Annotated in this window: 19 protein-coding genes; 16 read left to right on the top strand and 3 right to left on the bottom strand. The window is 48.2% G+C overall.

Features of this window, described 5'->3' with window-relative positions; genetic code table 11:
- Window positions 1-51: 51 nt before the first annotated feature.
- Window positions 52-1,053, top strand: coding sequence for an HRDC domain-containing protein (locus L6H65_RS23365; RefSeq protein WP_236345493.1), 1,002 nt, complete (start codon window positions 52-54; stop codon window positions 1,051-1,053).
- A gap of 124 nt (window positions 1,054-1,177) precedes the next feature.
- Here L6H65_RS23365 and L6H65_RS23360 read toward each other — a convergent pair whose 3' ends face one another.
- Window positions 1,178-2,176, bottom strand: a complete 999-nt coding sequence (locus L6H65_RS23360) for a zinc dependent phospholipase C family protein (protein ID WP_236345490.1) — start codon at window positions 2,174-2,176, stop codon at window positions 1,178-1,180.
- 152 nt (window positions 2,177-2,328) lie between these two features.
- Here L6H65_RS23360 and L6H65_RS23355 point away from each other — a divergent pair, with 152 nt between their 5' ends.
- The 8 genes from L6H65_RS23355 to L6H65_RS23320 all read left to right on the top strand — a co-directional run bounded on the left by L6H65_RS23355 (window position 2,329) and on the right by L6H65_RS23320 (window position 11,963).
- On the top strand, window positions 2,329-2,790 hold the full coding sequence (locus L6H65_RS23355) for a chemotaxis protein CheX (protein WP_236345487.1): 462 nt from the start codon (window positions 2,329-2,331) through the stop codon (window positions 2,788-2,790).
- Between the two features lie 110 nt (window positions 2,791-2,900).
- A complete protein-coding gene (locus L6H65_RS23350) occupies window positions 2,901-3,674 on the top strand; it encodes an SDR family NAD(P)-dependent oxidoreductase (RefSeq protein WP_236345485.1) in 774 nt (257 codons plus the stop codon).
- Window positions 3,675-3,701: 27 nt separating this feature from the next.
- Window positions 3,702-5,534 carry a DEAD/DEAH box helicase gene (locus L6H65_RS23345; RefSeq protein WP_236345483.1) on the top strand — a complete coding sequence of 611 codons (1,833 nt, stop codon included), beginning with the start codon at window positions 3,702-3,704 and terminating at the stop codon, window positions 5,532-5,534.
- 202 nt (window positions 5,535-5,736) lie between these two features.
- On the top strand, window positions 5,737-6,960 hold the full coding sequence (locus L6H65_RS23340) for an S-layer homology domain-containing protein (RefSeq protein WP_236345480.1): 1,224 nt from the start codon (window positions 5,737-5,739) through the stop codon (window positions 6,958-6,960).
- A gap of 198 nt (window positions 6,961-7,158) precedes the next feature.
- Complete coding sequence (locus L6H65_RS23335; protein WP_236345478.1) at window positions 7,159-7,926, top strand: ABC transporter ATP-binding protein; 768 nt, start codon at window positions 7,159-7,161, stop codon at window positions 7,924-7,926.
- Window positions 7,910-9,151, top strand: coding sequence for an ABC transporter permease (locus tag L6H65_RS23330; protein WP_236345476.1), 1,242 nt, complete (start codon window positions 7,910-7,912; stop codon window positions 9,149-9,151). The genes L6H65_RS23335 and L6H65_RS23330 overlap by 17 nt, the downstream gene beginning before the upstream one ends.
- 55 nt (window positions 9,152-9,206) lie before the next feature.
- Complete coding sequence (locus tag L6H65_RS23325; RefSeq protein WP_236345466.1) at window positions 9,207-10,274, top strand: aminopeptidase; 1,068 nt, start codon at window positions 9,207-9,209, stop codon at window positions 10,272-10,274.
- Window positions 10,275-10,544: 270 nt separating this feature from the next.
- Window positions 10,545-11,963, top strand: coding sequence for an ABC transporter substrate-binding protein (locus L6H65_RS23320; RefSeq protein ID WP_236345463.1), 1,419 nt, complete (start codon window positions 10,545-10,547; stop codon window positions 11,961-11,963).
- Between the two features lie 82 nt (window positions 11,964-12,045).
- Here the strand turns inward: L6H65_RS23320 and L6H65_RS23315 are convergent, their stop codons facing one another.
- Complete coding sequence (locus L6H65_RS23315; protein WP_236345453.1) at window positions 12,046-13,350, bottom strand: aminotransferase class I/II-fold pyridoxal phosphate-dependent enzyme; 1,305 nt, start codon at window positions 13,348-13,350, stop codon at window positions 12,046-12,048.
- A gap of 265 nt (window positions 13,351-13,615) precedes the next feature.
- Here L6H65_RS23315 and L6H65_RS23310 point away from each other — a divergent pair, with 265 nt between their 5' ends.
- Window positions 13,616-14,401 (top strand): helix-turn-helix domain-containing protein, encoded by a 786-nt coding sequence (locus L6H65_RS23310; RefSeq protein ID WP_236345451.1) that lies wholly within the window; start codon window positions 13,616-13,618, stop codon window positions 14,399-14,401.
- 151 nt (window positions 14,402-14,552) lie between these two features.
- On the opposite strand, the gene asd is transcribed toward L6H65_RS23310, so the two are convergent.
- The gene (asd, locus tag L6H65_RS23305; RefSeq protein ID WP_236345448.1) at window positions 14,553-15,341 is read right to left on the bottom strand and encodes an archaetidylserine decarboxylase; all 789 of its coding nucleotides are present in this window, start codon (window positions 15,339-15,341) and stop codon (window positions 14,553-14,555) included.
- 183 nt (window positions 15,342-15,524) lie between these two features.
- Here asd and L6H65_RS23300 point away from each other — a divergent pair, with 183 nt between their 5' ends.
- The 6 genes from L6H65_RS23300 to L6H65_RS23275 all read left to right on the top strand — a co-directional run bounded on the left by L6H65_RS23300 (window position 15,525) and on the right by L6H65_RS23275 (window position 22,567).
- Window positions 15,525-15,818: a hypothetical protein gene (locus tag L6H65_RS23300; protein ID WP_236345443.1), complete on the top strand. Its 294-nt coding sequence runs from the start codon at window positions 15,525-15,527 to the stop codon at window positions 15,816-15,818.
- A 182-nt stretch (window positions 15,819-16,000) separates the two neighbouring features.
- Window positions 16,001-17,161, top strand: coding sequence for a glycosyltransferase family 4 protein (locus L6H65_RS23295; RefSeq protein ID WP_236345440.1), 1,161 nt, complete (start codon window positions 16,001-16,003; stop codon window positions 17,159-17,161).
- Between the two features lie 302 nt (window positions 17,162-17,463).
- Window positions 17,464-18,585, top strand: coding sequence for an S-layer homology domain-containing protein (locus L6H65_RS23290; protein WP_236345429.1), 1,122 nt, complete (start codon window positions 17,464-17,466; stop codon window positions 18,583-18,585).
- A 193-nt stretch (window positions 18,586-18,778) separates the two neighbouring features.
- Window positions 18,779-19,900: an S-layer homology domain-containing protein gene (locus tag L6H65_RS23285; protein WP_236345427.1), complete on the top strand. Its 1,122-nt coding sequence runs from the start codon at window positions 18,779-18,781 to the stop codon at window positions 19,898-19,900.
- Between the two features lie 145 nt (window positions 19,901-20,045).
- Window positions 20,046-21,167 (top strand): S-layer homology domain-containing protein, encoded by a 1,122-nt coding sequence (locus tag L6H65_RS23280; protein ID WP_236345416.1) that lies wholly within the window; start codon window positions 20,046-20,048, stop codon window positions 21,165-21,167.
- A 284-nt stretch (window positions 21,168-21,451) separates the two neighbouring features.
- Entirely contained in the window at window positions 21,452-22,567 is a 1,116-nt protein-coding gene (locus L6H65_RS23275) for an S-layer homology domain-containing protein (protein WP_236345407.1), read from the top strand.
- The last annotated feature ends 62 nt before the right edge of the window (window positions 22,568-22,629 follow it).

The raw sequence follows: 22,629 nt of genomic DNA, 5'->3' as shown, positions 1-22,629 counted from the left end.
TTCTACGGTCGACATATTTTTTGGAAAAATGATGAAGATGGAGGTTGGTGTATGCATATCGTTTTTTTGAACACGTTCGAGAGGGCTTGGGAGGGCGATGGAGGCGCTGAAGCGCAGCTGTCCATTTGTGAAGAGGAAGGAACATGGTCCGTCATATGGACCGAAGGGCACGGAGAGCAGAATGCTGACGGGCAATCGATTTGGTTCGAGGGCGGATCTTGGGAAGAAATGATGACCGCATTTCGTCATGGAATCGCCGTGCAGATGGGACGTGGTTTTACACCGCTGCTGGATGGCATGCTGGATGATCGGCGTGTGGATAACGGCAAAGGGAGCTCTTTCGCCTTGATGCAGTGCTACGGGGAGAAGAACGCGAATCCTATGTTGTATGATGCATTGAGAGAATGGCGCAGAAGCAGAGCGATAGCGGATAAGAAATCCGCTTATCTCATTGCAACGAATCGCATTCTGTTGATGATCAGCGCTTTTATACCTCACGAGCTGCATGAGCTGGTGCAGATTCCGGGCTGGGGAGAGACGAAGCAGTCTGCTTATGGAGATGAAGTTATTGCGATTACACGCGACTTTCAAGGGACAGCTTCATTTCCATTGGACTGGGTCGAGGAAGCGCTGGATGAGAAGGATTATATAAGATGGATGCTTAAGCAGAAGGAGGGCAAGTACAAGCAGCAGATGGACAGGCAGCAGGAGAAGCGAGCGTTGCTGGATGCTATAGCGGCAGGGAAAACGCTGGATGAGCTTCAGGCGGCGCTTCAATTGCAGCGGCGTGATCTGTTGGAGCGAATTGAGAAGCTGGAGAGCGAGGGCTATGATTTGGAGCCTTTGATCGAGCGTGAGCTGGAGCATGTGACTGAGGCTGAGCAGCGACTCGTATGGGATGCGCTGCTCAGCGTTGGCGACCGCTATTTGAAGCCGGTGCTGCACAAAGTATACGGCGATAATTCCGAGCAAGGCAAGCCAGTTGATTCCTTGTATGATCGCCTGAGACTGATTCGGATTCGCTATCGGAGAACGAAGGCTTTGGCTGTATAGAGGGGGACATTGCGAAAGCGGCTGGCAGGGGACTAACTCTGCCAGCCGCTTTTAAAAGTAGCGTATAACTTTACCATGCAAGTTCACGGAACAATTCCTGGCAGATAGGCTGGTTCAGTCGTAGCTATTTGGCAGCTGGCCAGATCGGATCAGCATGCCGTATTGCGGCTCCACTGTCGCAAGACAGCCCGGTTTCATAGGAACGGCTGCCGATTAGCGCTGCGGCTGCTTCGCGCAATGGCGCTGTTAGAGTCAGAGATTCGCTGCTGCGAATCAACTGCTGTTCCCCCTGCTGCTGTCCCTGAAACCACGCAAGAATGGCAGCAATTACAGCTTTGCCGTCATCCATCGCCTGATCCCACAGATCCCAGACGCTATCTGTATTCTTATGCTTGCCCGCTACGGGATCGAGCCAAGGACTGCGTGACTCGTTCAAGATATCCAGGGGAGGGACATTCCGTTTATACACCAAAGGCGTTATCTGGCCGAAGGTCAGCAGTCTGCGAATGCCGCTTGGATCATGGAATAGCCGCTGTGCGCGAACCATATCGCGGATGGCTCCCTGCCAGTATTCCCTTCTGACCTTGGGGCTGAGCTCGGGGTAATAAACGGCTGTAATTTGCTCAAAGGCGTCTATAATCGTCTCAGGAAGCGCCCCGTCTATATTAATTTCACGCCAAACCTCTGTTTTCCACGTTTCTATGCCAAGAAGCTTGCGGACAATGAGAGTGTCCATCATGACCTCGAAGCGCTGATGATCCCATTTGCGAAAGCCGGACCGACTGAACACATAAGGATGCATATTGCGATCCAGCACATGATGAAGCACAAAGCCCAGCACATACACAAGCGCGGGATCCGAATCGGACCGAGCCGAGCCGCTGACAGCATCCAGCAAGTCCATAATGACAGGGCCACAGCTGTAATTGTGCATATCACTGCCCAGCTTGTTCATTGTTTTATCCCTCTGCCAGGGCAGGAAATGATGGTAGAAAAGAAAGTCGGGTCCCTGACATCCCATATTGAACATACGAAGCTGATGCGGGGCTGCAATAAACTGCTGCTCACCTAGCGACTCCATAACCTTTTGCCCGAAAATTAAATGAGTCCAAACGTTTGGCATGCTTAACCTCCTGTGGGTCTTAAGTTCTACAAGGTCTATGAATTTTAGCTCAGATATATAAAAGGAATAGTATACTTGTCCTAACTATTTTAGTATAATAAATTGTAACAAGTCGATACACGAATCTAGTCGAAAAGGGGTGCAACTTCACGATGAATGCTGAATACATTAATCCCTTCTTAGAGTCCGCAAGGGTTGTCATCGAGCAGGTGATTCAAATTCGACCGGCCACCGGTAAACTGGGCGTTAAGGACGTAAAGTTCGTTGAGAACTATATTTGGATTCAGATAGGCCTGAACGGGCAGATGAACGGTGATATTGTATTCGGATTAAGTGAAGAGGTAGCTCTGAAAATGATATCTGCGATGATGGGCGGTTACACCATTTCTGAAATTGATGATATTGGCAGAAGCGCAATCTCAGAGCTTGGCAACATGATCAGCGGCAATGCAAGCACAATACTGTACAATCAGGGAGTGCGAGTTGATATCACTCCTCCCAAAGTCATGCATTCCGCGCAATCAGCCGGATTCACAGCGCAGAGGGCACTTACAATTCCACTGATAATGGAGGGAATTGGAGAGCTGGACATCCAAGTGTTAGTTGCATCGTAACATGTTTTAAGCTCCTGCGGGAGCTTTTTTGTTTGTTTTCAGGCGATATCAGGCTTATTGCTTTGCCTATTTGTTCAGCATGAAGTAAACTTGAATGCAGGTGATATGCGGTGATAAATGGAAAAATCGTGCTTATAACAGGTGCGACCAGCGGCATAGGCGCTGAGACAGCCAAGCTGCTGGCAGCGCGCGGAGCTATTCCGATTCTGACTGGGCGAAATGAACGCAAATTGTTGGAAGCTGCGGCTTTTATTCCGTCCGAACATGGCTGCTTCAAGCTGGACGTAACCGACAGGGATGAAACCGCAAGGGTCATTAACGAGATTGCTGAGAAATACGGGCGAATTGATGTCCTGCTGAACAATGCAGGCTATGGATTATTCGAGCCTTTCGCTGAGGCATCGATCGAACGGTTCGAGCAGATGATGAATACGAATTATATGGGGATTGTACGGTGCATTAAAGCGGTGCTTCCGATTATGGAGAAGCAAGGCAATGGCCACATTATCAATGTCGCTTCGATGGCAGGCAAGCTCAGCACGCCCAAATCCTCGGCCTATGCAGCGACGAAGCATGCGGTGCTGGGGTTGACGAATGCTTTGAGACCTGAGCTTGCTGCCCTTGGCATTGCGGTATCAGCGGTCAATCCTGGTCCTACAGACACCCCGTTCTTACATACTGCCGACCCGCAGGGAACCTATGCGAAGAAGGTAAGCGGTTATATGCTGCAGCCTAAACAGGTGGCAGAAGCAATCGTTAAAGTAATCATGCGGAGGACGCCGGAGGTTGATCTGCCGCTCTCCGCATCGCTTGGCATTCGGGTCTATGGCCTGTTTCCCAGATTGGCAGATCGCTTGGCAAGCAGGTGGCTGCACCGAAAGTAAGCTTATATATTGAAAAGAGGGACTTGCATGAATGACAACAGGGATCAAAGCGAAGACATATCTTGGGAAGCGCTTGGCGTCCATCAAATACTGATCGACCAGCTCAGGACAAATGGGCTGAATACGCCGACACCGGTTCAGGCTGCTGCTATTCCAGCGCTGCTGGAAGGCTCGGATGTGTCTGCGAAGTCGCAGACAGGAAGTGGCAAGACGCTGGCCTATATGCTGCCAGCGCTGCAGAAGGTCGATACATCCAGCTCATTGGTTCAAGTGATGGCGATTGCGCCAACACAGGAGCTTGCCATGCAAATTTTCCGTGTAGCGGAGAGCTACGGGGAAGCGCTGGGTGTCAAGGTGCATCAGTTAATCGGAGGCGCATCCATGCAGCGGCAAGTGGACAAGCTCAAGCAGCATCCGCATATTGTTGTCGGCACACCTGGTCGAATTCATGAAATTGTAGCAGCAGGGAAGCTGAAGCTGCATCATATACGTCTGTTGATCGTGGATGAAGCGGATCAGGTATTCAGCCTTGGCTCCACCAAGGAAGTAAAGATTCTGCTTAAGGGCATGGTGCGTGATCGCGGGCTTGCATTCTTTTCGGCGACTCGTCCTCCCGAGATAGTGACGATTGAAGAGCAATGGATGCGCGAGCCTAAGCGGGTGGATGTGAGCGCCGAGCAGGAAGTGCCCAGCCAGGTGAATCATTATTACCTCGTCTGCGACAAGCGGGACAAGGTGGATACTGCACGCAGGCTTATACGGCTGTTGAATCCATCTTCCGCATTGATGTTTATTAACGACACGGATGAGATCGCCAACTACGAATCGAAATTCGGCTATGAAGGCTTCAATATTGCAACGATATACGGAGATGCGGACAAGCAGAAGCGTGCTGCAACGCTTGCGCGCTTCCGAGATGGACGCTGCAAGCTGCTGCTGGCGACAGATGTCGCTGCAAGAGGGCTGGATATTGTGGATTTGCCGCTGGTCGTTCAGCTCGATCCGGCTTCAGATACGGATCATTATGTGCATCGTGCCGGCCGAACCGGCAGAATGGGCAAGCCAGGGACGGTAGTTACGATAGTGACGCCGCAGCAGATTTTTATTATGAACAAGTTCCGCAAGCAGCTTGGAATCAACCTGCAGGAAAAGGTGATGTATCGCGGACGGCTGTGTGATCCTGAGGAGCTTGGAAGTGACCGCAGTGGAAGCCGCTCTTCGTCGAGCAGCCGTGACGGGTCGCGTTCATCGTGGAATGATCGCAACAGCGGGGGGCGCCCTTCGTCATACGGTCGCGAAGACGAGGCGCGTTCCTCGTGGAGTGATCGCAGTAGCGGATCGCGCCCCTCATCAAGTGATCGCGACGGGTCGCGCTCTTCGTCGAGTGATCGCGATGGGTCGCGCTCTTCGTCGAGTGATCGCGACGGGTCGCGTTCCTCATGGAGTGATCGCAATAGCGGATCGCGCCTTTCATCGAGTGGCAGCGACGGGCTGCACACGCCGTCGAATGAACGCAGCTCTTCGACGCTGCCTGCAACAGGAAAGCAGCTGGATAATCGTCGCAGCGGCCAGCCATTCATCCAGGGGCAGCCTGCTGATCGTCTCAGTGAACAGGGCGGGGAGAGACTGCCTCGCGAATTCGGAGCAAGGAAAGGTGCTGCCGCGGCTCCGGGGAGCAGAGGGAAGTCGGCTCCATCCGGTAAAGCCGGCAAATCTGCTCCAACTGATAAAGCGGGCAAGCCTGCCAAATCAGTCAAACCGGTTCAATCGAAGCGGGAGCAGGAACGCAATCGCAAAAACAAGGGCGCTCCAAAGTGGTTGAAAGCGAAGCAAAATGAGGAGCAAAAACCGCAGAGCTAACAGGCTTAATCAACAAGCAAAAACCGCAGAGCTACAAGCGTTTTAGACGAATAAGGAGGCAGCGAGTTTCGCTGTCTCTTTTTTGCGTCACAATTATTTTTGTGCGGCTACCCCCCGAAACCGGCGGATGGATAGCGAACGTTATTTGCGAAGGTGAAAAAAAGCGGCAATGACCGCATCGTAAAAGGAGAGTGGCAGAACGATGAATAAATCTTTCATGAAAAAAGCAGCCATAACATCGATTGCATTACTGACGCTTGCGAGCGGCGCAACGGGCGCATTTGCAGACGGTAAAGGAAACGGGAAAGGCAAAGGAAACGACAACCACCGTGAACAAGGGAAAAACGGAAAAAATAAACAAAACAAAAAACAGGATGTAGACATCCATTTGCATTTTAAAGATGAGAAGGAATTAAAATGGGCATTGGAGCACATTATTCGCCTGGCTTCCAAAGGTGTCTTCAACGGTTATGAGGATGGCACCTTCAAGCCTAATCAATCGATCACCCGCATAGAATCCATCGTAGCAGCCGTTCGTCTCATGGGATTGAAGGAGCAGGCTGAATCTACGGAAGAGATGCAAACTGCGCTTAACTTCAAGGATGCGGATCAGCTTAAGAAGAAATATCCTTGGGCAGTGGGCTATGTCGCTGTGGCGCTTGAGAAGGATTTGTTCAATGAGACTGATGACGCGATTCAGGCTGAAAAGCCCGCGACTCGCTTGTTCGCTGCGACACTGCTCGTGAAGGCGTTGGGACTTGAAGCTGAAGCGAAGGCAAAAGCGAATTCGACGTTGGGCTTCAAGGATGCAAATAAAATACCAGCAGGCTCTGTCGGATATGTAGCGGTCGCGCTGGAAAAGAATCTTATTACAGGCTACAACGACAACAGCTTCCGTCCTAATCAGCCGGTTACCCGCGCTGAGCTTGCAGCCTTGCTGGACCGCACGGATTCGCAGCTGCCGGATCATGACGCGCAAGCGATTACAGGCAAGCTAAAGGCTTCACCTGCCAATGGCTCGATCGTTATTGTGAAACCGGATAACAAAGAGGTTGCCGTTGCGTTGAGCTCTAATGTATTTATTTTCCGCGACAATGTGAAGTCCACTGTAGCTTCGCTGCAGGCCGGTGATGAAGTACTGGTCCGTACGTATGAGAATAAAGCTGTCTTCATAGAAGTAACGAAAGCTGCAGCACAGCCTACTTTCACGAAGGAATCAGGCAAGTTCAATTCCATTTCGTTGAATGCGCAGGGTAAAATTGCGACGATCTCCATCACGAAGGAAATCTCATCGGGAACACAAGCGCTCGTGCTGAATGTATCGCCTGACGTGACTATCGTGGGCAATGCGGCTCTTCTGACATCTGGCCAAGCGGTTGAGCTAACTGTTCTGGGAGGCGTAGTCTACTCCATCAAGGTCGGTTAAGCTAGGAATGCAATGACGGAATCATATCGTTTATAGCAGGCTTAACAAGCTTCTCTTGCTGCCAATTGGCTGCGAGGGGAGCTTGTTTTATTTCGCTGGAAAGCAGCGGCGGATCTCTTTATTGGCATTGAGCGGGGAGAAAGTTTTATTTTGCCTCATAATTTGGTAGTATCATGGAGAGAACAATGGGGTGAATAGATGACGGAACCAGTCTTACAGGTACGAAATTTAACAGGCGGCTACAGTCCGCGCAGACCAGTGCTTCATGGACTTTCTTTCGAGGTCAAAGCTGGTGAGATGGTTGGTCTGATTGGCTTGAATGGCGCAGGGAAGAGTACCGCGATTAAACATATTCTAGGGCTCATGCAAGCACATGAGGGCAGTATTCGCATTCAAGGCCACACGCTGGAGCAGCAGCCTGAGCTGTACCGCAGCGCGCTCGCTTATGTGCCGGAGTCGCCGCTGCTGTTCGATGAGCTGACGGTGCAGGAGCATTTGCGGTTAACGGGAATGGCTTACGGTGTTGAGGAAGGGCTGTATGCGGAGCGCAGTGAAGGTTTATTGGATGAATTCTATATGACGGGCAAACGCGATTCGTTCGCGGCTCATCTGTCCAAAGGCATGCGGCAGAAGGTGATGATTATGAACGCATTGCTTGCGCGTCCCGCGCTCTATGTCATCGATGAGCCCTTTCTCGGGTTGGATCCGCTCGGCATCCGGTCGCTGCTGGACAAGCTGGTAGAGGTGAAGCGGCAGGGCTCTGCCGTATTCATGAGCTCGCATATTTTGTCCACGGTTGAATCTTATTGCGACCGGTTCATCGTGCTGCATGGGGGCAGAATAATCGCTCAAGGTACTCTTGATGATGTCTGCGCCACTGCAGGAGTTCGCAGCGGGGTGGGTTCGCTGGAGGAGGCATTCTACCTCATGGTAACGGATGGAGGACGTCATGAACCGAACGGTTGACGCGATCTGGCGGGAGCGGGCAGGCGCGTTCTGGCGGGAAACGATGCCGTATATCCGTTATATGGCGCAGAGCGGGGTCCCGCTAGTTGCATCTATGCTGCTGTTTACCGGCATAGCCAGCTATATCGGACTGCTGCGAAATGTGCCGTCTTCATTTCCTTTCACATGGATCGGTGTTGCGGCATTGCTTCCGATTATCTGCTGGAGTCCGCTGCGGACGTGGCTGCGTGAAGCAGATACTGTCTTTCTTATGCCTCGTGAAGCGGAAATGACGACCTACCTGCGTCATTGCTTCCGATACAATGGCATAGCCGGAAACGTCTGCTTAGTTATTCTCTGCCTTATCCACAGCCCTCTATATGTACAAGGTCCGGGACAGCTCCATTGGCTGCTGCTCCTTCTAGCTGCAGTTGCATTGAAGGTGCTGAACGGAGCAGGCGCATGGCAGGAGCGGAAAATGCTCTGGAGCGGAGCGCGAATTGGGATGCGTTTGCTCAGGTGGGCGGCTACAGCAGCTGCATTGGCACTGCTGCTGCAGACAGCGCCATGGCTGGCGCTATTGTTCCTGTCGGCAGCTGCGCTGCTGATGGGATTGCTCTACAGAGGCCAGAGGCAGTATCATCTGCCGTGGCTGCGGCTAATAGCAGAGGAATCGCGAACGCGCCGAAGGTATACTGTGTTTTTTAGCGCCTTTACGGACGTGCCGTCGGAGAGTGCGCAGGTGGCGGCAAGACGATATCTTTCATGGTTCGGGGCATTAACCCGTTACAGAAAAGAACATGCATTTGTATACTTATATGCCCATACGCTCATTCGAACAGAGCTTGGAGGCATCATGATGAGGCTGACGGCTCTTGGCATTCTCGCTGGATGGCTTGCAGCGCATTCTGGTCTATGGATGGGCTGGGGGGCCGCTGGCGTTTATATGCTGTTCGTATGGCTGATAGGGGTACAGCTAGGATCATTGGTGCAGTCGCATCGTCATTCTGTATGGCGGCATGTGTACCCGCTGCCCGATAATTCGCGGCTCGCCTCGCTCCTGCGGATTGACCGGACCGCGATGCTGCTTTGTGCAAGCATATTGTGGCTGCCGCTCATTATACTTTTGCCGGGACCAGGCTTCATGACTTCGGCTGCAGCAGCAGCCCTTCTGGGACTTGGATATATTGTCGTTATAAGACCGATTGGGCTGAAACGTAATTTCACTGATTCGGATGATGATTGAATAGGTATGCTAAGAGGCCGATTGTGCTCAGCAAAACTTTTGGGAGGTTGATCGTATGGGAGATCCGCGTATTGAACAATTGGCTGAGGTGCTCGTCGGACATTCGGTGAATGTTCAACAGGGCGAGAAGGTATTGATTATTGGCGCTTCTGAGACTGCGCCTCTTATTAAAGAGGTTTACCGCCGTGTACTGCGTGCTGGTGGACATCCAATGACATCGATCACCCTGGCTGAGATGGACAAAATTTTCATGGATGAGGCGAGTGATGAGCAGCTCTCGAATATTGAAGTCATGGAATGGATGTATCATCAGGCCGATGCCGTTATTCGAATTCTGGGAGGAGCCAACAATAAAGAGCTGACAAACGTGAATCCGCAGCGGATTCAGCAGCGCCGCAAAGCAACGGCTCCATTGTCGCAATATTTGATGAAGGGCGGCGCAAGATGGGTGCTGACGATGTTCCCGACGCAAGCGCAAGCTCAGGATGCGGACATGTCCTTAGAAGAGTACGAGAACTTTGTCTACAGCGCAGTTAATGTAGATTATAAAGCGATGGAGCAGTCGATGCTCGCCGCGGCAGAGCGCTTCAATGCTGCGAAGAAAGTTCGAATTGTAGGCAAGGAAACGGACCTGACTGTTGATATTGAAGGACGCAAGGCTGTCATATGCGCAGGGACGCATAATGTGCCGGATGGCGAGTTCTTCTTCTCGCCGAATCATCTGCTCACGGAAGGCCATATCTATTATGAGTGGCCAACGATTTATGCCGGTCGGGAAATATCGGGGATACGGCTTCAATTCGAAGCCGGCCGTATTGTAGCCTGCTCTGCTGAGAAGGGCGAGGAGGCGCTTATTCAGGCGCTGGATACGGATGAAGGCTCGCGTTATCTCGGGGAACTCGGAATCGGCGCGAATTTCGGCATTCAGAATCCGACGAAGGATATTTTGTTCGATGAGAAGATAGGCGGCTCTGTCCATCTGGCAGTCGGAAGAGCGTATGAGGATGCCGGAGGGGGCAACGAATCGCTTATTCACTGGGATATGATTAAAAACCTTCGGGACGGCGGAGAGCTATATCTTGATGGCGAATTGGTGCAGAAGGACGGGAAGTGGATATTTTAGAATAGAAGATGAATGTTTAGGAGCGCTGCCTGCGGGGAGCGCTTTTTTTCTATGGGTTTGGCAGAAGGGCGATGAGCGGGGATTATGTAGAGGTGAGAGAAGAGTGAGAGCCTCAAGATAAAATAATTGTTGTAATTTTTTAGAACTTTTTCGGGTTATCATACGTCTAGTATAGATGAGGGAAAAATTCCCTCTATTTAAAGATGTGCAACGGGTTTGATAGAGGTTGCAAGAATTGACAAGAATTGACAAGAACTAGGGGGTTAATGTGTGAAGAGATTATGGACGTTAGGTATTCTGTTGGTCGCATTTGTATTCATTGTGTCTGCGTGTTCTTCGGGCAAGTCTACAGGGGTTAAGCCTCTGGATAAGGAAGAGAAGGCTGTAGTAAGGGTCATGTTCTATGATGAGCAGCAGTTCTATACGCAATACGGCAACTTGTTCGCCAGTAAATTTCCGAATGTTGAAATTCAAGTGGTCAGCATGGAATCAGTCAACGGGATGGCTGTGACAGATCGTGAAAAAGCGTTCAAAGACTTGATTGAGAAGGAAAAACCGGATGTCATGATGCTCGATACGAAGCAGTATGAGGATCTGGCCGCAGATAATAAGCTTCTGGATCTCGGCAGTCTCATTGAAGACGAGGAATTCCTTGGTGCAGAAATCCTCCCTGCTGTTGTTGATGTGCTGAAGGAAAAGGGAGGCGGCAAGCTCTATGGATTAACGCCGTCCTTCTATAGCCAAGCGCTTTTCTATAATAAAGATTTGTTCGATAAGCATCAAATTGAGCTTCCAACTGACAAAATGACTTGGGAGCAAGTATTGAACCTGGCGAAGAGGTTCCCAACGACTGGCGACAAGGACGACAGAATTTACGGCTTCAGCATGATGTACGGCAATGCTCACGCTATAGGTGATATGGTTGGATCAACAGAAGGCCTCACCTTTATTAGTCAAGACGGCAAGAAGGTGTCCTACAACACCGAGGGCTGGAAGAAAGCGTACCAAATGGCTATCGATGCCTGGAAAGCAGACGTTATCTATACACCAAGCGAAGAGTCGATGGCGTCTAATTCCTATGAAGATTACTTGAAGAGAGACTTGTTCACGATGGGCAGAGCGGCTATGACGCTTAACGGATCATACATAATCGATCAGATGAAGGGGGCAAAGGATAATCTGAAGGATTATAAGCCATTCAAATTGGGCGTTGTGACGGTACCGATTGATCCAAGCAATCCGGATGTCAGCACGACCTTTGGCGTATATAATATTTTCAGTGTTAATGCCCAATCACCGAACCTTAGCGCAGCGTTGGAACTGGTCAAATATATTAATGGCGATGAGACGGCAAAGCTGCAATCGCGTTCCCAACGATACGGCGATTTGTCAACGCGCACGAAATATATTAAAGCTGTAGATGGTGTAAGCTTGGAGCCGTTCTTCTCCCTCAAGCCGAAGGTTGATGTTCTTGAAAGATACAGTAATATACCGACAAGCTTCTATCAGCCGTTCCAGGAGCTGCTGAATGCGGAGATCACAAAAGTAATTGATGACAAGCAGTCATTGGACGAGGCATTGAAGAACATTGATGAGAAAGGCCAGCAGGAGCTTGATAAAGCGTCATTGGCGGATAAAGCGGAAAAAGAGAAGGAAAAGACAGAGGAAACAAGCGATACGACCGAATAGCAATGAGAATCCATACGGAATGGAATATAGAAAGGCCGCGGACACGAGTTGTCTGCGGCCTTTCTTCTATGAAGTGAGCCCTTTATTTGATTGCTGCCGCAACATCCAGAACTGCCTTGTGAATCGTATCGAACAGATCTTCAAGGTCAACTTCCTCGATGCAAGAGAATGCGACGCGCAGGTCGGTCTGACCTAGAGCGATTGTTCCAACGCCATATTCGTTAAGCAGACGCTGACGGACGGTGTCTGCGTCTACATCGCGCAGCTTGAGACACATGAAATAGCCGGAATTGAAAGGGTAATAGGACCAGGTATCGCCATAGCGTCCGCTGTCCAGCAGCTCCTTGACCCGGTTGGCGCGTCCTTTCATAATGCCGGCTTTCTCTGCTTTCTGAGCATCGAATTCCGGCGATTGCAGTGCCCGCAGGACGAAGGTCTGCGATGGATGAGGTCCGCTTGAGATCGTAGCGCGAATGATTCCAAGCGTTTTCTGCTCCAATGCACTCAGCATAGCTTCACTTTGTGCTGCGAACGTAATGAAGCCTACGCGGAAGCCCCATACGAATTCTTCCTTCGTGGCGCCGTCAATCTTGACCGCCAGCACGCGCGGATGAAGATCAGCGAGCTTCCCGAACAAGGATTCATGCATAGAATCCTCGAAGAAAAGACCAAAGTAGGCATCATCTGTAACGGCAACGACATTCACGCCTGCTTCTGCAGCATCACGGATTGCAGCGACGATTTCTTCGCCTTCTTGCACGCCAGGGGTGTAACCGGTCGGATTGTTCGGGAAGTTGAGCACGACAATTGCTTTGCCCTTGCCCTTCTGAGCGAGCAGCGCTTCGCGCAGTCCTGCGCTGTTAAAGCGGTTCGCATCGTTGTACAGCGGATATTCGATAATTGCCGCGCCTCGGCGAACGCCGAACGTCAGCTCGTAGTTCTCCCAGTTCTTGTCGGGGATCACAACGGCATCGCCTGCATCTGCGAACAGGTCAGCAACGATACTCAGACCGTGAGTCAGCGCGTTCGTAACGACCGGGTTGCCATATCGTTTGCCTTCTATGGAAGGGTTCTCCTTGAGCATCTTCGCCCGCCAAGCGGAACGGAGCTCAGGCTTGCCCGCAGGTGGCGCATATTCATAAATGTCCTTGGGATTATAAGCGGACAGCGTGTCTTGTATGATCTTCAAGTGCATCGGCGCTCCGCCTTCTGTGGCGATCCCGATCGTCGCATTGTACTTTGTAGCTTTGGCTTTTGCTTCCGCAGACTGGCTTAATATGCCCTCCTTCGGAAAAAAGACGGCTCTGCCAAGCGATGAAAGCATGGCATACACATGCGCATTCTCACGTTCGATTGTCGTGTTTAACTGCTGTGCAAGTGGGTTCATGGAATTCATTCATCCTTCCAATGTGTTCATTTCTTATTCTTAAGCTTACCTGTACAGAAAACCATTTAGCTCATATTATATCACTTTATTGGAGTGGAAGGCCATTAAAGAAAATGAAATAGCAAACAATTATTTCTATTCGCAATCGATGGCCTGTTGGGCTTGCGCGTGTAAATTATGCTGTTGTATGATGACAACAACAAGGCCAGTCCGCAGCGACTGGGAATCCAATCACTGCTATTGATTTAAAGGGGAGGGAGCCACCATGCTGCATTGTCCGCCTTCATCCATTAAATTGCTGTCGGCATTCGCTAAAATTGTTTGCGAGCCTGGATGGAAATGGCAAAAAAGAGAAAAACCAATGGCCAACTTTGATCTTTTTTATGTTTGGAGCGGCCAGGGAGAGCTTGAATTGAATGGTAGGGTATATGAAATCGGACCAGGAAGCTGCTTTCTATTCCGTCCGAATGATCATCCAAGCGCCACCCATAACCCGCAGAAGCCACTAGTGCTCACTTATATTCATTTTGATGTAACGGAGCAGGTTGATCTTATCCCGCAATCCTATCGTATTCTGAACGAGACCGTTGATTTCGAAAATTTATTATCAAGGTATGTACGGCTCTTCCTTGTTAAGACTTATGCTGCAGAGGAGGAAGCTCAGCTCATATTGAAGCAGTTGATGATTCATTTATTGCGTGTAGATTACGAGGGGCCCAAAGAGCGGAAGGCGAGCAATCAATTGACCGAGGAGATTCACGAGGTGGCGAATTTTATTCGTCAGAATCCTAGTATTGCGCATCGTGTAGAGGAGCTGGCACAGCGCGCGCAGCTTTCGCCAAGATATTTCTCAATCAAGTTCAAGGATATTATAGGGACGTCTGTGCAGACGTATTTGATTCGCACTCGAATTGAACGGGCGCAGCATCTGCTCATGCATGCGGGGATGAACGTGACGGAGGTCGCGGATGCGCTTGGTTATCGGGATATATTTTTCTTCAGCCGGCAGTTTAAGCAATACACGGGTAAAAGTCCATCGGAAATCAGATGACGGATGATGTTTATTTGGAATGGAACAGGTACAATCTCATACTCGTATTCGTATAGAGCTCGGAAATAATAACGCCGCTGCTAAGCATCGTCCGTAAAGAGGATGCTTGCAGCGGCGTTGTTTTAGTATGAGCGGTCAAATATAGACGTGATCAGCTTTCAATAATGCTCCCAAGCTTCTCACCCATTCTTACCTTGACGCCTGTCATAAGATCGCTTCTCGGAGCGAAAGTATCATCCTCTGTAAGCAGCACGACAGTTGATCCGAATTCGAAGTATGCAAGCTCTTGGCCTTTACCAACCTTGTCATGGAGGGGCTCCACATATTTGATGCTGCTTACATTCATCGCACCGACTTTGACCACAGCTGTCTCGCCGCTTTGATGCTGAATGTAGGTGATAAGCCGCTCATTCCGGCTCAGCACCTTCGGCATATGCCGAAGGCCGAAATCATTGACGGGATAAACCTTGCCAGGAACATGCTCGCGCTCGATAATCCTGCCGTCCACAGGGGTATGAATACGGTGATAGTCCGTAGGGCTCAGATAGAGAACCATGTAGTAGCCGTCTCTGTAATTCTCTGTTCGCGGGGAATGGTTAAGCAATTCCTCGACCGTGTAATCCTGACCTTTGACATTTATAATTGTACCCGCATGAATCGGTCCGATACCAGTGATGAGCGCATCAACAGGGCTGACAAGTGAGGCAGTTGCGGAATCTATTGTCCGAGCACCGGATTTCAACCGTCTGGTGAAAAATTCATTCAGCGTACTGTATTCGTCAAGCCGTTTCTCGGCCTCTTCAACTTGAATGCTGTATGTCTTGGCAAATCGGGGGATAAAACGCCGGCTTGCACGCGATTGGGCGAAGCGTCCGGTTATACGCGAGATCCATTTGCGAGAGCTGAGCTCGGTCATCGATCGTAGCAGCCATTTGGCCATGCTGCAAATTCACGTCCTTTCTAAATTACCATGCATCGTGTTATGCAGGTCTCCGACTAGTTTGACATATCGCGTTCCATTAATCAATACAGTTTGTCATAAGCGGTTGCAATAACAATTCACTGCCGGGGGATGTTTAATGAATTCATTTCTGGCGAATGCTGGATATTGAGGTGATTGACAATGCTGGCTGTCTTATTAATTGGATTAGCCGCTGGAGCATTTCTATGCTGCTGGGCGCGCAGCAACAGCCGAACGGCGCAGATCGGCATAGATATCGCAGCAATGCTTGCGGTTGCGGGCTTCTTCATTCCGGCATCAGCTACGATTATCGAGACATTGGCGGATGATACAGTTTTTATGACCAAGGTTCATGAGGTGCTGCTTAATCCGGTGTTTCTTGCAAGCGGCGCTTACCTTGGCCCTTACATAGCTGGAAGACTGCTGGAGAGCGCTCGATTGCCTGCACAGCGCTGACCATTTGGAGATGGCTCGCAGGAGGTGGAGCTGGTAGTCTGGGATAGATGCTGCCATTGAAAAGCTCGAAAGGCAGTGTACAAAAGGCGTCTCTACTGGGGGAATGACGGGTTCATGCATCAGAGTTTTACGTATGCTGTAACAGCAAAACAAGCATGTGTGAGAAAGGAGCTGATGCATCGATGACGCGACCTCGAATCGCGTTTGTAACTCCTGGCGCTTTTCCACTTCCTTCGCCTAACAGCAGCTCCGTCGAGCGTGTCGTAGAGAAATTCGTACCGCTGCTTGTACCAGATGTTCAAGCACGTATTTATGGCAGGGCCGGCAGGTCGCTGCCGAAGCGGGGCATGCTTGGCGGCGCTACCTGTGAACGGTATCCGGCAGGCGACAAACGGAAGTATGTAGATCGAATCGGCAAGGCGCTGCTGCAATATTCACCGGACGTTATTGAAGTGGAGAATCGTCCAGGGACTGTCCTAATACTGAAGAAATCAAGGCCTGGCAGCCGGGTATGGCTGCACTTGCATTCGGCAACATTTATTGGGAGAAAGGCAATTCGACCGGAGACGTTGACGAGAAGCATGCAGTCAGCCGAGAAAATACTTGTAAACAGCGAGTTCCTCAGAGAGGTTGTTGCTGCTCGTGTTCCAAGCTGTGCCCATAAGCTGAGAGTCATATACCCCGGTGTTGACACGGATCGATTTCGGTCGCAATTCTCTGTAGAGGGAGAACGGCATCGGGCTATATTGCGAGATGAGCGAAGATGGAGCGGGCGCAGCGTGATATTGTTTATGGGCAGATTAATCGGGAAGAAGGGTGTGCATCACCTGCTGCAGCTTATGCCTGAGCTTATAAAGCGGCATCCATCGGCGCTGCTCGTAGTTGTAGGAGGGGCGTTCTATGGTTCAACCAGACAGACAGCCTATGTACGGAGACTTCATCGGCTTGGGCGAAGAATGTCCGGGCATGTGCAATTTGTCCCGTATGTGCCATATTCAGAGGTGCCAGACTGGTTTCTTGGCGCAGATGTGGCTGTAGTACCTTCAGGCAGCCGGGAGGCATTCGGTTTAGTTAACGTTGAGGCGATGTCTTGCGGGCTACCTGTCGTTGCAACACGGGCAGGAGGAATGAAGGAAATAATCGAGGACGGCGTTACAGGCTTTCTTGTGAATCCGGAGGCTGTAGAGGCGGAGACACGAGAACGACTGCTGCAATTGCTGCAGGATGAACAGCTGCGGCTATCTATGGGCAGGCGAAGCAGAGAGCGTGTGGAGCAGCAATTCACTTGGCATCATACAGCGGTTCGTTGGCTGAATGTACTTCGGGAAAATAGGGATATGTAAAATATAGGTTGAAATTCTAGCCGAGTTTGAGTAAGATAAATGTAATTGAACGAAATGCTTGTATATGACTTATAGCAGGAAGCACCTGCTTGTAGGCTGATTTTCGGCTTGCAGGCGGGTGCTTTTTTTGTTGTAAGGTATCGTCGAATGATAGAAGAGGTGGTAAAATATCCTAAACAATGTATTTAATTGTTGATTTATAAAGGGGGATGAGAAGAATCAATAGGATGAACGGATAGCAGCCAGCATTGCTGCAACGTTCTGAAACGATTCATTATCGAGTTAAGGGAGATCTATTACTGATGAGAAAGATTAGTTTTAGTTTAATCGCAGCTGTGTTATTTCTACTTGGTTCACAAATTTCAATCACTACTAGTTCTGCGACTGCTGAAGGCTTCAAGGATGTGAAGTCGTCGGACTGGTTCTATTCATCTGTTGCAAGTCTCGTGCAGCGAGGAATCGTGAATGGATTCTCTGACGGAACATTCAAACCTAAACAAACGGTAACACGCGCAGAGTTAATTAAGATGGCGGTCACAGCGCTTAAGCTTGACGTTGCAGAGCGCAAGGAAGGGCAATCCTGGTATGTACCGTATGTTGAGGCCGCAAAGACTGCAGGCGTTTATACGACGAAGGATTTCGCTGCTGGATGGGATAAGCCGATTACACGATTGGAGACAGCCAGAATTGCGGTGCGTGCGGTAGACAGAAGCTTGAGAGATGCGAAGGACACAGAGTTGATGTATGAAGCGACGAAGCGTGGTCTTATTACGGGTGTAGCCAATGGGGAGTTGGGGAAAGACGAGTCTTCTACCCGCGCTCAAGCTGTCGTTATTATCGATCGTGTGCTTCAAGCTCTTGCTGGTCAGACTTTAAAAATGGATAAGCGTGCTGCTTCTTATGCGGAAGTGGAACTGCGTGGAACGAATATGGAGACGATGTGGGGCGGGAAGATGAATGATCTTCCTCAAAAACATAGTTTATACACATCAATAACCGGTACTTTCGAGCAAATTCTGATCATCGACCTTGAAGATTCAGAAAGCCCTTATCGTAGTTGGGCTACAACAGTAAAAAAAATCAATGGGGTTGAAACAAATAAGGATTATTTAGTAGCCTTTAAAATTGTACTAGAGAATACAAAAGTAACTCCAAAAGGTTTTTTCTATTTTAATAACCTTGCTAGTGCACCTCATTTCATGGATGCCTATATACCTTTAAATAAAGAAAAACCATCCCCTTTTGGTCAAAAAAAATATATTCTACAAGATACGTTAAATAAAATTACTACCTGGGATCTACAGGTAATAAGTAAAGATAAACTTTCAGACTTTAAGAAATCGAATATGGCATTGTTATATTTTACGCTTACAAATGGAAAAGATATTGATCTTGCTCCAAAAGGAAAGATTTTTGGGAAGTAGGTGGAATAATTGAAACGTACCCTCTCTATTATCACTTTAGTAACAATTATTACTTCATTACTAATACAATTGTTTTCATTCAAGAGGAGGCGGAAAAATATTCTAAACAATGTACAGGATGAACGGATAGCAGCTAGCATTGCTGCAACGTTCTGAAACGATTCATTATCGAGTTAAGGGAGATCTATTACTGATGAGAAAGATTAGTTTTAGTTTAATCGCAGCTGTGTTATTTCTACTTGGTTCACAAATTTCAATCACTACTAGTTCTGCGACTGCTGAAGGCTTCAAGGATGTGAAGTCGTCGGACTGGTTCTATTCATCTGTTGCAAGTCTCGTGCAGCGAGGAATCGTGAATGGATTCTCTGACGGAACATTCAAACCTAAACAAACGGTAACACGCGCAGAATTAATTAAGATGGTGGTTACAGCGCTTAAACTTGATGTTTCTGAGCGCAAGGAAGGGCAATCCTGGTATGTTCCGTATGTTGAGGCCGCAAAGACTGCAGGCGTGTATACGACGAAGGATTTCGCTGCTGGATGGGATCAGCCGATTACACGACTGGAGACGGCTAGAATTGCGGTGCGTGCGGAAGACAGAAGCTTGAGAGATGCGAAGGACACAGAGTTGATGTATGAAGCGACGAAGCGCGGTCTTATTACGGGTGTAGCTAATGGGGAACTGGGTAAAGACGAGTCTTCTACCCGCGCTCAAGCTGTCGTTATTATCGATCGTGTGCTTCAAGCTCTTGCTGGTCAGACTTTAAAAATGGATAAGCGCGCTGCTTCTTATGCGGAAGTGGAACTGCGTGGAACGAATATGGAGACGATGTGGGGCGGGAAGATGTACCCGCTACCGTTGAAACAGGATTTGTCTTACGAAGTTAAAGGTACTTTTGAGCAAGTGCTTATAATTGATCTCGATGATAAAAATAGTCCATATCGGGGGTGGGTGCCAGAACTATTAAAAATTGATGGTAATCCATGGAAAGGGGATTATCTGCTCGCATTTAAAGTGACAATGGAGAATACAAAAATCATCAAAAAAGCCGAAATTCTTTATAGCTTTATGCTTATTGGAAATCCATATATGGTAAGGGCAGTTATTCCAGAAGAACATACAAAATCAAGCCCAATTGCGATTCAAAAGTATATTTCCTTTAATTCGATGAACAAAGTAACGACGTGGGATCTGTTCACAATAAGCAAAGAAAAGATCGCAGAGTACAAGGCTAAGAACAGTTATTTTTGGTATTTTGATTGGAATATTCAGAAATCATTCTTATTAGCACCAAAAGGGAGAGTGTTTTCATAGGCGGTGGTGAAATATTCTAAACAATGTATTTAATTGTTGATTTATAAAGGGGGTGAGAAGAATCAATAGGATGAACGGATAGCAGCCCGCATTGCTGCAACGTTCTGAAACGATTCATTATCGAGATAAGGGAGATCTATTACTGATGAGAAAGATTAGTTTTAGTTTAATTGCAGCTGTGTTATTTCTACTTGGTTCACAAATTTCAATCACTACTAGTTCTGCGACTGCTGAAGGCTTCAAGGATGTGAAGTCGTCGGACTGGTTCTATTCATCTGTTGCAAGTCTCGTGCAGCGAGGAATCGTGAATGGATTCTCTGACGGAACATTCAAACCTAAACAAACGGTAACACGCGCAGAGTTAATTAAGATGGTGGTCACAGCGCTTAAGCTTGATGTTGCAGAGAGCAAGGAAGGGCAATCCTGGTATGTTCCGTATGTTGAGGCCGCAAAGACTGCAGGTGTCTATACGACGAAGGATTTCGCCGCTGGATGGGATCAGCCGATTACACGACTGGAGACGGCTAGAATTGCGGTGCGTGCGGTAGACAGAAGCTTGAGAGATGCGAAGGACACAGAGTTGATGTATGAAGCGACGAAGCGCGGTCTTATTACGGGTGTAGCTAATGGAGAGCTAGGTAAAGACGAGTCTTCTACCCGCGCCCAAGCTGTCGTTATTATTGATCGTGTACTTCAAGCTCTTGCTGGCCAGACTTTAAAAATGGATAAGCGTGCTGCTTCTTATGCGGAAGTGGAACTGCGTGGAACGAATATGGAGACGATGTGGGGCGGGAAGATGAATGCTTTGCCTCAAACGCACAAGTTTTCCGATGTTGTGGAAGGTACATTCGAGGAGATTCTATTCGTCGATTTAGATGATAAGAATAGCCCGTACAGAAATTGGGTTATCGATTTTGTGAAAATAGATAGTAAGAGCTGGAAGGGTGATAATCTTATTGCCTTCAAGATTACAATGAAGAATTCCAAGATTATCCCTAAAGCATGGTTTTATTCTGACATGCTTATAGGTAACCCGGATTTTCGAAGAGGAGTAATCTCACCAGATACTAAGACAGCATTTAGCAAAAGAATACCCATCATATTGAATAAATTAAACCAAGTAACGACGTGGCATCTAGTTACTATTAGCAAAGAAAAACTTGCGCGCTTCAAAGAAAAAAACTGGCCATTTTTTAACTTTCAGCGCAATAACCAAAGTGTAATTCATTTAGCACCTGAAGGACGAATTTTTTATAAGGAGGAGTGAGAATTGGAACAATGAAAAAACAAATAATCAGTTTCAGCAGCAGCAGAGCCTGCACGAACTGTAAGATCTTCCAATATGAGAGGCTATCAAAAATATTCAGCCTCATATCTACGGGATCTATCTGTCAGCATTCCTGCTAGCCAACTACAATATTCAAAACAATGTAATTAATTGTTGATAGATGAGGAGGGATGTGAAGAACCATCAGGATGAAAGGAATAGCTGCCAGCATTGCTGCAGCATTCTGAAACGGTGTTCATTAACGAGATAAGGGAGAGATATTAATGTTAAGAAAGATTAGTTTATTTGTAGCTGTGTTAGTTCTGCTTGTTTCACAAATTTCATTTACTACTAGTTTTGCAACTGCTGAAAGGTTCAACGATGTGAAGTCGTCGGACTGGTTCTATTCTTCTGTTGCAAGTCTCGTTCAGCGAGGAATCGTGAACGGATTCTCTGATGGCACATTTAAACCTAATCAAACTGTAACACGCGCAGAGTTAATCAAAATGGCGGTCACAGCGCTTAAACTTGATGTTTCTGAGCGCAAGGAAGGGCAATCATGGTATGTACCGTATGTTGAGGCCGCAAAGACTGCAGGCGTTTATACGACGAAGGATTTCGCTGCTGGATGGGATAAGCCGATTACACGATTGGAGACAGCCAGAATTGCGGTGCGTGCGGTAGACAGAAGCTTGAGGGATGCGAAGGATAAAGAGTTGATGTATGAAGCGACGAAACGCGGTCTCATTACGGGTGTAGCTAATGGGGAGTTGGGTAAAGATGAGTCCTCCACTCGCGCGCAAGCTGTAGTTATTATCGATCGTGTACTTCAAGCTCTTGCTGGTCAAACTTTAAAAATGGATAAGCGTGCTGCTTCTTATGCGGAAGTGGAATTGAGTGGAACAAACATGGAGACGATGTGGGGAGGTAAGATAAATCCCTTGCCTCAAACACATGCTCTTTCGGATGCGGTAAAAGGTACATTCGAGCAAATCTTAATTATTGACCTTGATGATAAGGATAGTCCTTATCGGAAATGGGTTCCTGAACTCAATAAAATAAGTAGGAGCGATTGGAAGGGAGATTATTTAGTTGCGTACAAAATTACGATGGAGAATGTAAAAACAGTTCCGAAAACAACATTATTTTTTGACATGATGACTGGTAATCCTCATTTTATTAGATCATATATTTCACCAGAATTTTTAAAGACGACCCCATTAGCGTTAAGAGTACCGATAAAATTAGACACACTTAATAAAGTGAATACATGGCATTTGGCCACAATAAGCAAGTCAAAATTGAACACATTTAGAGAACACAATAAAACATTCTTTTACTTTGATTGGACGATATCAAGAAACTTCTTCTTTTCAAAAGAAGGGAAGATATTTAGATAAGGTGGGTGACAGATTTGAAACGTTTTATTTCCATACTATTATTTCTAGCAATAGTAGTCACA

It is taken from the genome of Paenibacillus plantiphilus (assembly GCF_927798095.1).
GTDB classification, from domain to species: domain Bacteria; phylum Bacillota; class Bacilli; order Paenibacillales; family Paenibacillaceae; genus Paenibacillus_Z; species Paenibacillus_Z plantiphilus.
The sequence above is the reverse complement of the archived record's forward strand: the minus strand, read 5'-3'. Positions and strand labels throughout refer to the sequence as shown.

Coding starts and splice junctions, on each gene's coding strand:
- L6H65_RS23365 (WP_236345493.1), top strand. CDS start 52: ATGCATATCGTTTTTTTGAACACGTTCGAGAGGGCTTGGGAGGGCGAT.
- L6H65_RS23360 (WP_236345490.1), bottom strand. CDS start 2,176: ATGCCAAACGTTTGGACTCATTTAATTTTCGGGCAAAAGGTTATGGAG.
- L6H65_RS23355 (WP_236345487.1), top strand. CDS start 2,329: ATGAATGCTGAATACATTAATCCCTTCTTAGAGTCCGCAAGGGTTGTC.
- L6H65_RS23345 (WP_236345483.1), top strand. CDS start 3,702: ATGAATGACAACAGGGATCAAAGCGAAGACATATCTTGGGAAGCGCTT.
- L6H65_RS23340 (WP_236345480.1), top strand. CDS start 5,737: ATGAATAAATCTTTCATGAAAAAAGCAGCCATAACATCGATTGCATTA.
- L6H65_RS23335 (WP_236345478.1), top strand. CDS start 7,159: ATGACGGAACCAGTCTTACAGGTACGAAATTTAACAGGCGGCTACAGT.
- L6H65_RS23330 (WP_236345476.1), top strand. CDS start 7,910: ATGAACCGAACGGTTGACGCGATCTGGCGGGAGCGGGCAGGCGCGTTC.
- L6H65_RS23325 (WP_236345466.1), top strand. CDS start 9,207: ATGGGAGATCCGCGTATTGAACAATTGGCTGAGGTGCTCGTCGGACAT.
- L6H65_RS23315 (WP_236345453.1), bottom strand. CDS start 13,350: ATGAACCCACTTGCACAGCAGTTAAACACGACAATCGAACGTGAGAAT.
- L6H65_RS23310 (WP_236345451.1), top strand. CDS start 13,616: ATGCTGCATTGTCCGCCTTCATCCATTAAATTGCTGTCGGCATTCGCT.
- asd (WP_236345448.1), bottom strand. CDS start 15,341: ATGGCCAAATGGCTGCTACGATCGATGACCGAGCTCAGCTCTCGCAAA.
- L6H65_RS23300 (WP_236345443.1), top strand. CDS start 15,525: ATGCTGGCTGTCTTATTAATTGGATTAGCCGCTGGAGCATTTCTATGC.
- L6H65_RS23295 (WP_236345440.1), top strand. CDS start 16,001: ATGACGCGACCTCGAATCGCGTTTGTAACTCCTGGCGCTTTTCCACTT.
- L6H65_RS23290 (WP_236345429.1), top strand. CDS start 17,464: ATGAGAAAGATTAGTTTTAGTTTAATCGCAGCTGTGTTATTTCTACTT.
- L6H65_RS23285 (WP_236345427.1), top strand. CDS start 18,779: ATGAGAAAGATTAGTTTTAGTTTAATCGCAGCTGTGTTATTTCTACTT.
- L6H65_RS23280 (WP_236345416.1), top strand. CDS start 20,046: ATGAGAAAGATTAGTTTTAGTTTAATTGCAGCTGTGTTATTTCTACTT.
- L6H65_RS23275 (WP_236345407.1), top strand. CDS start 21,452: ATGTTAAGAAAGATTAGTTTATTTGTAGCTGTGTTAGTTCTGCTTGTT.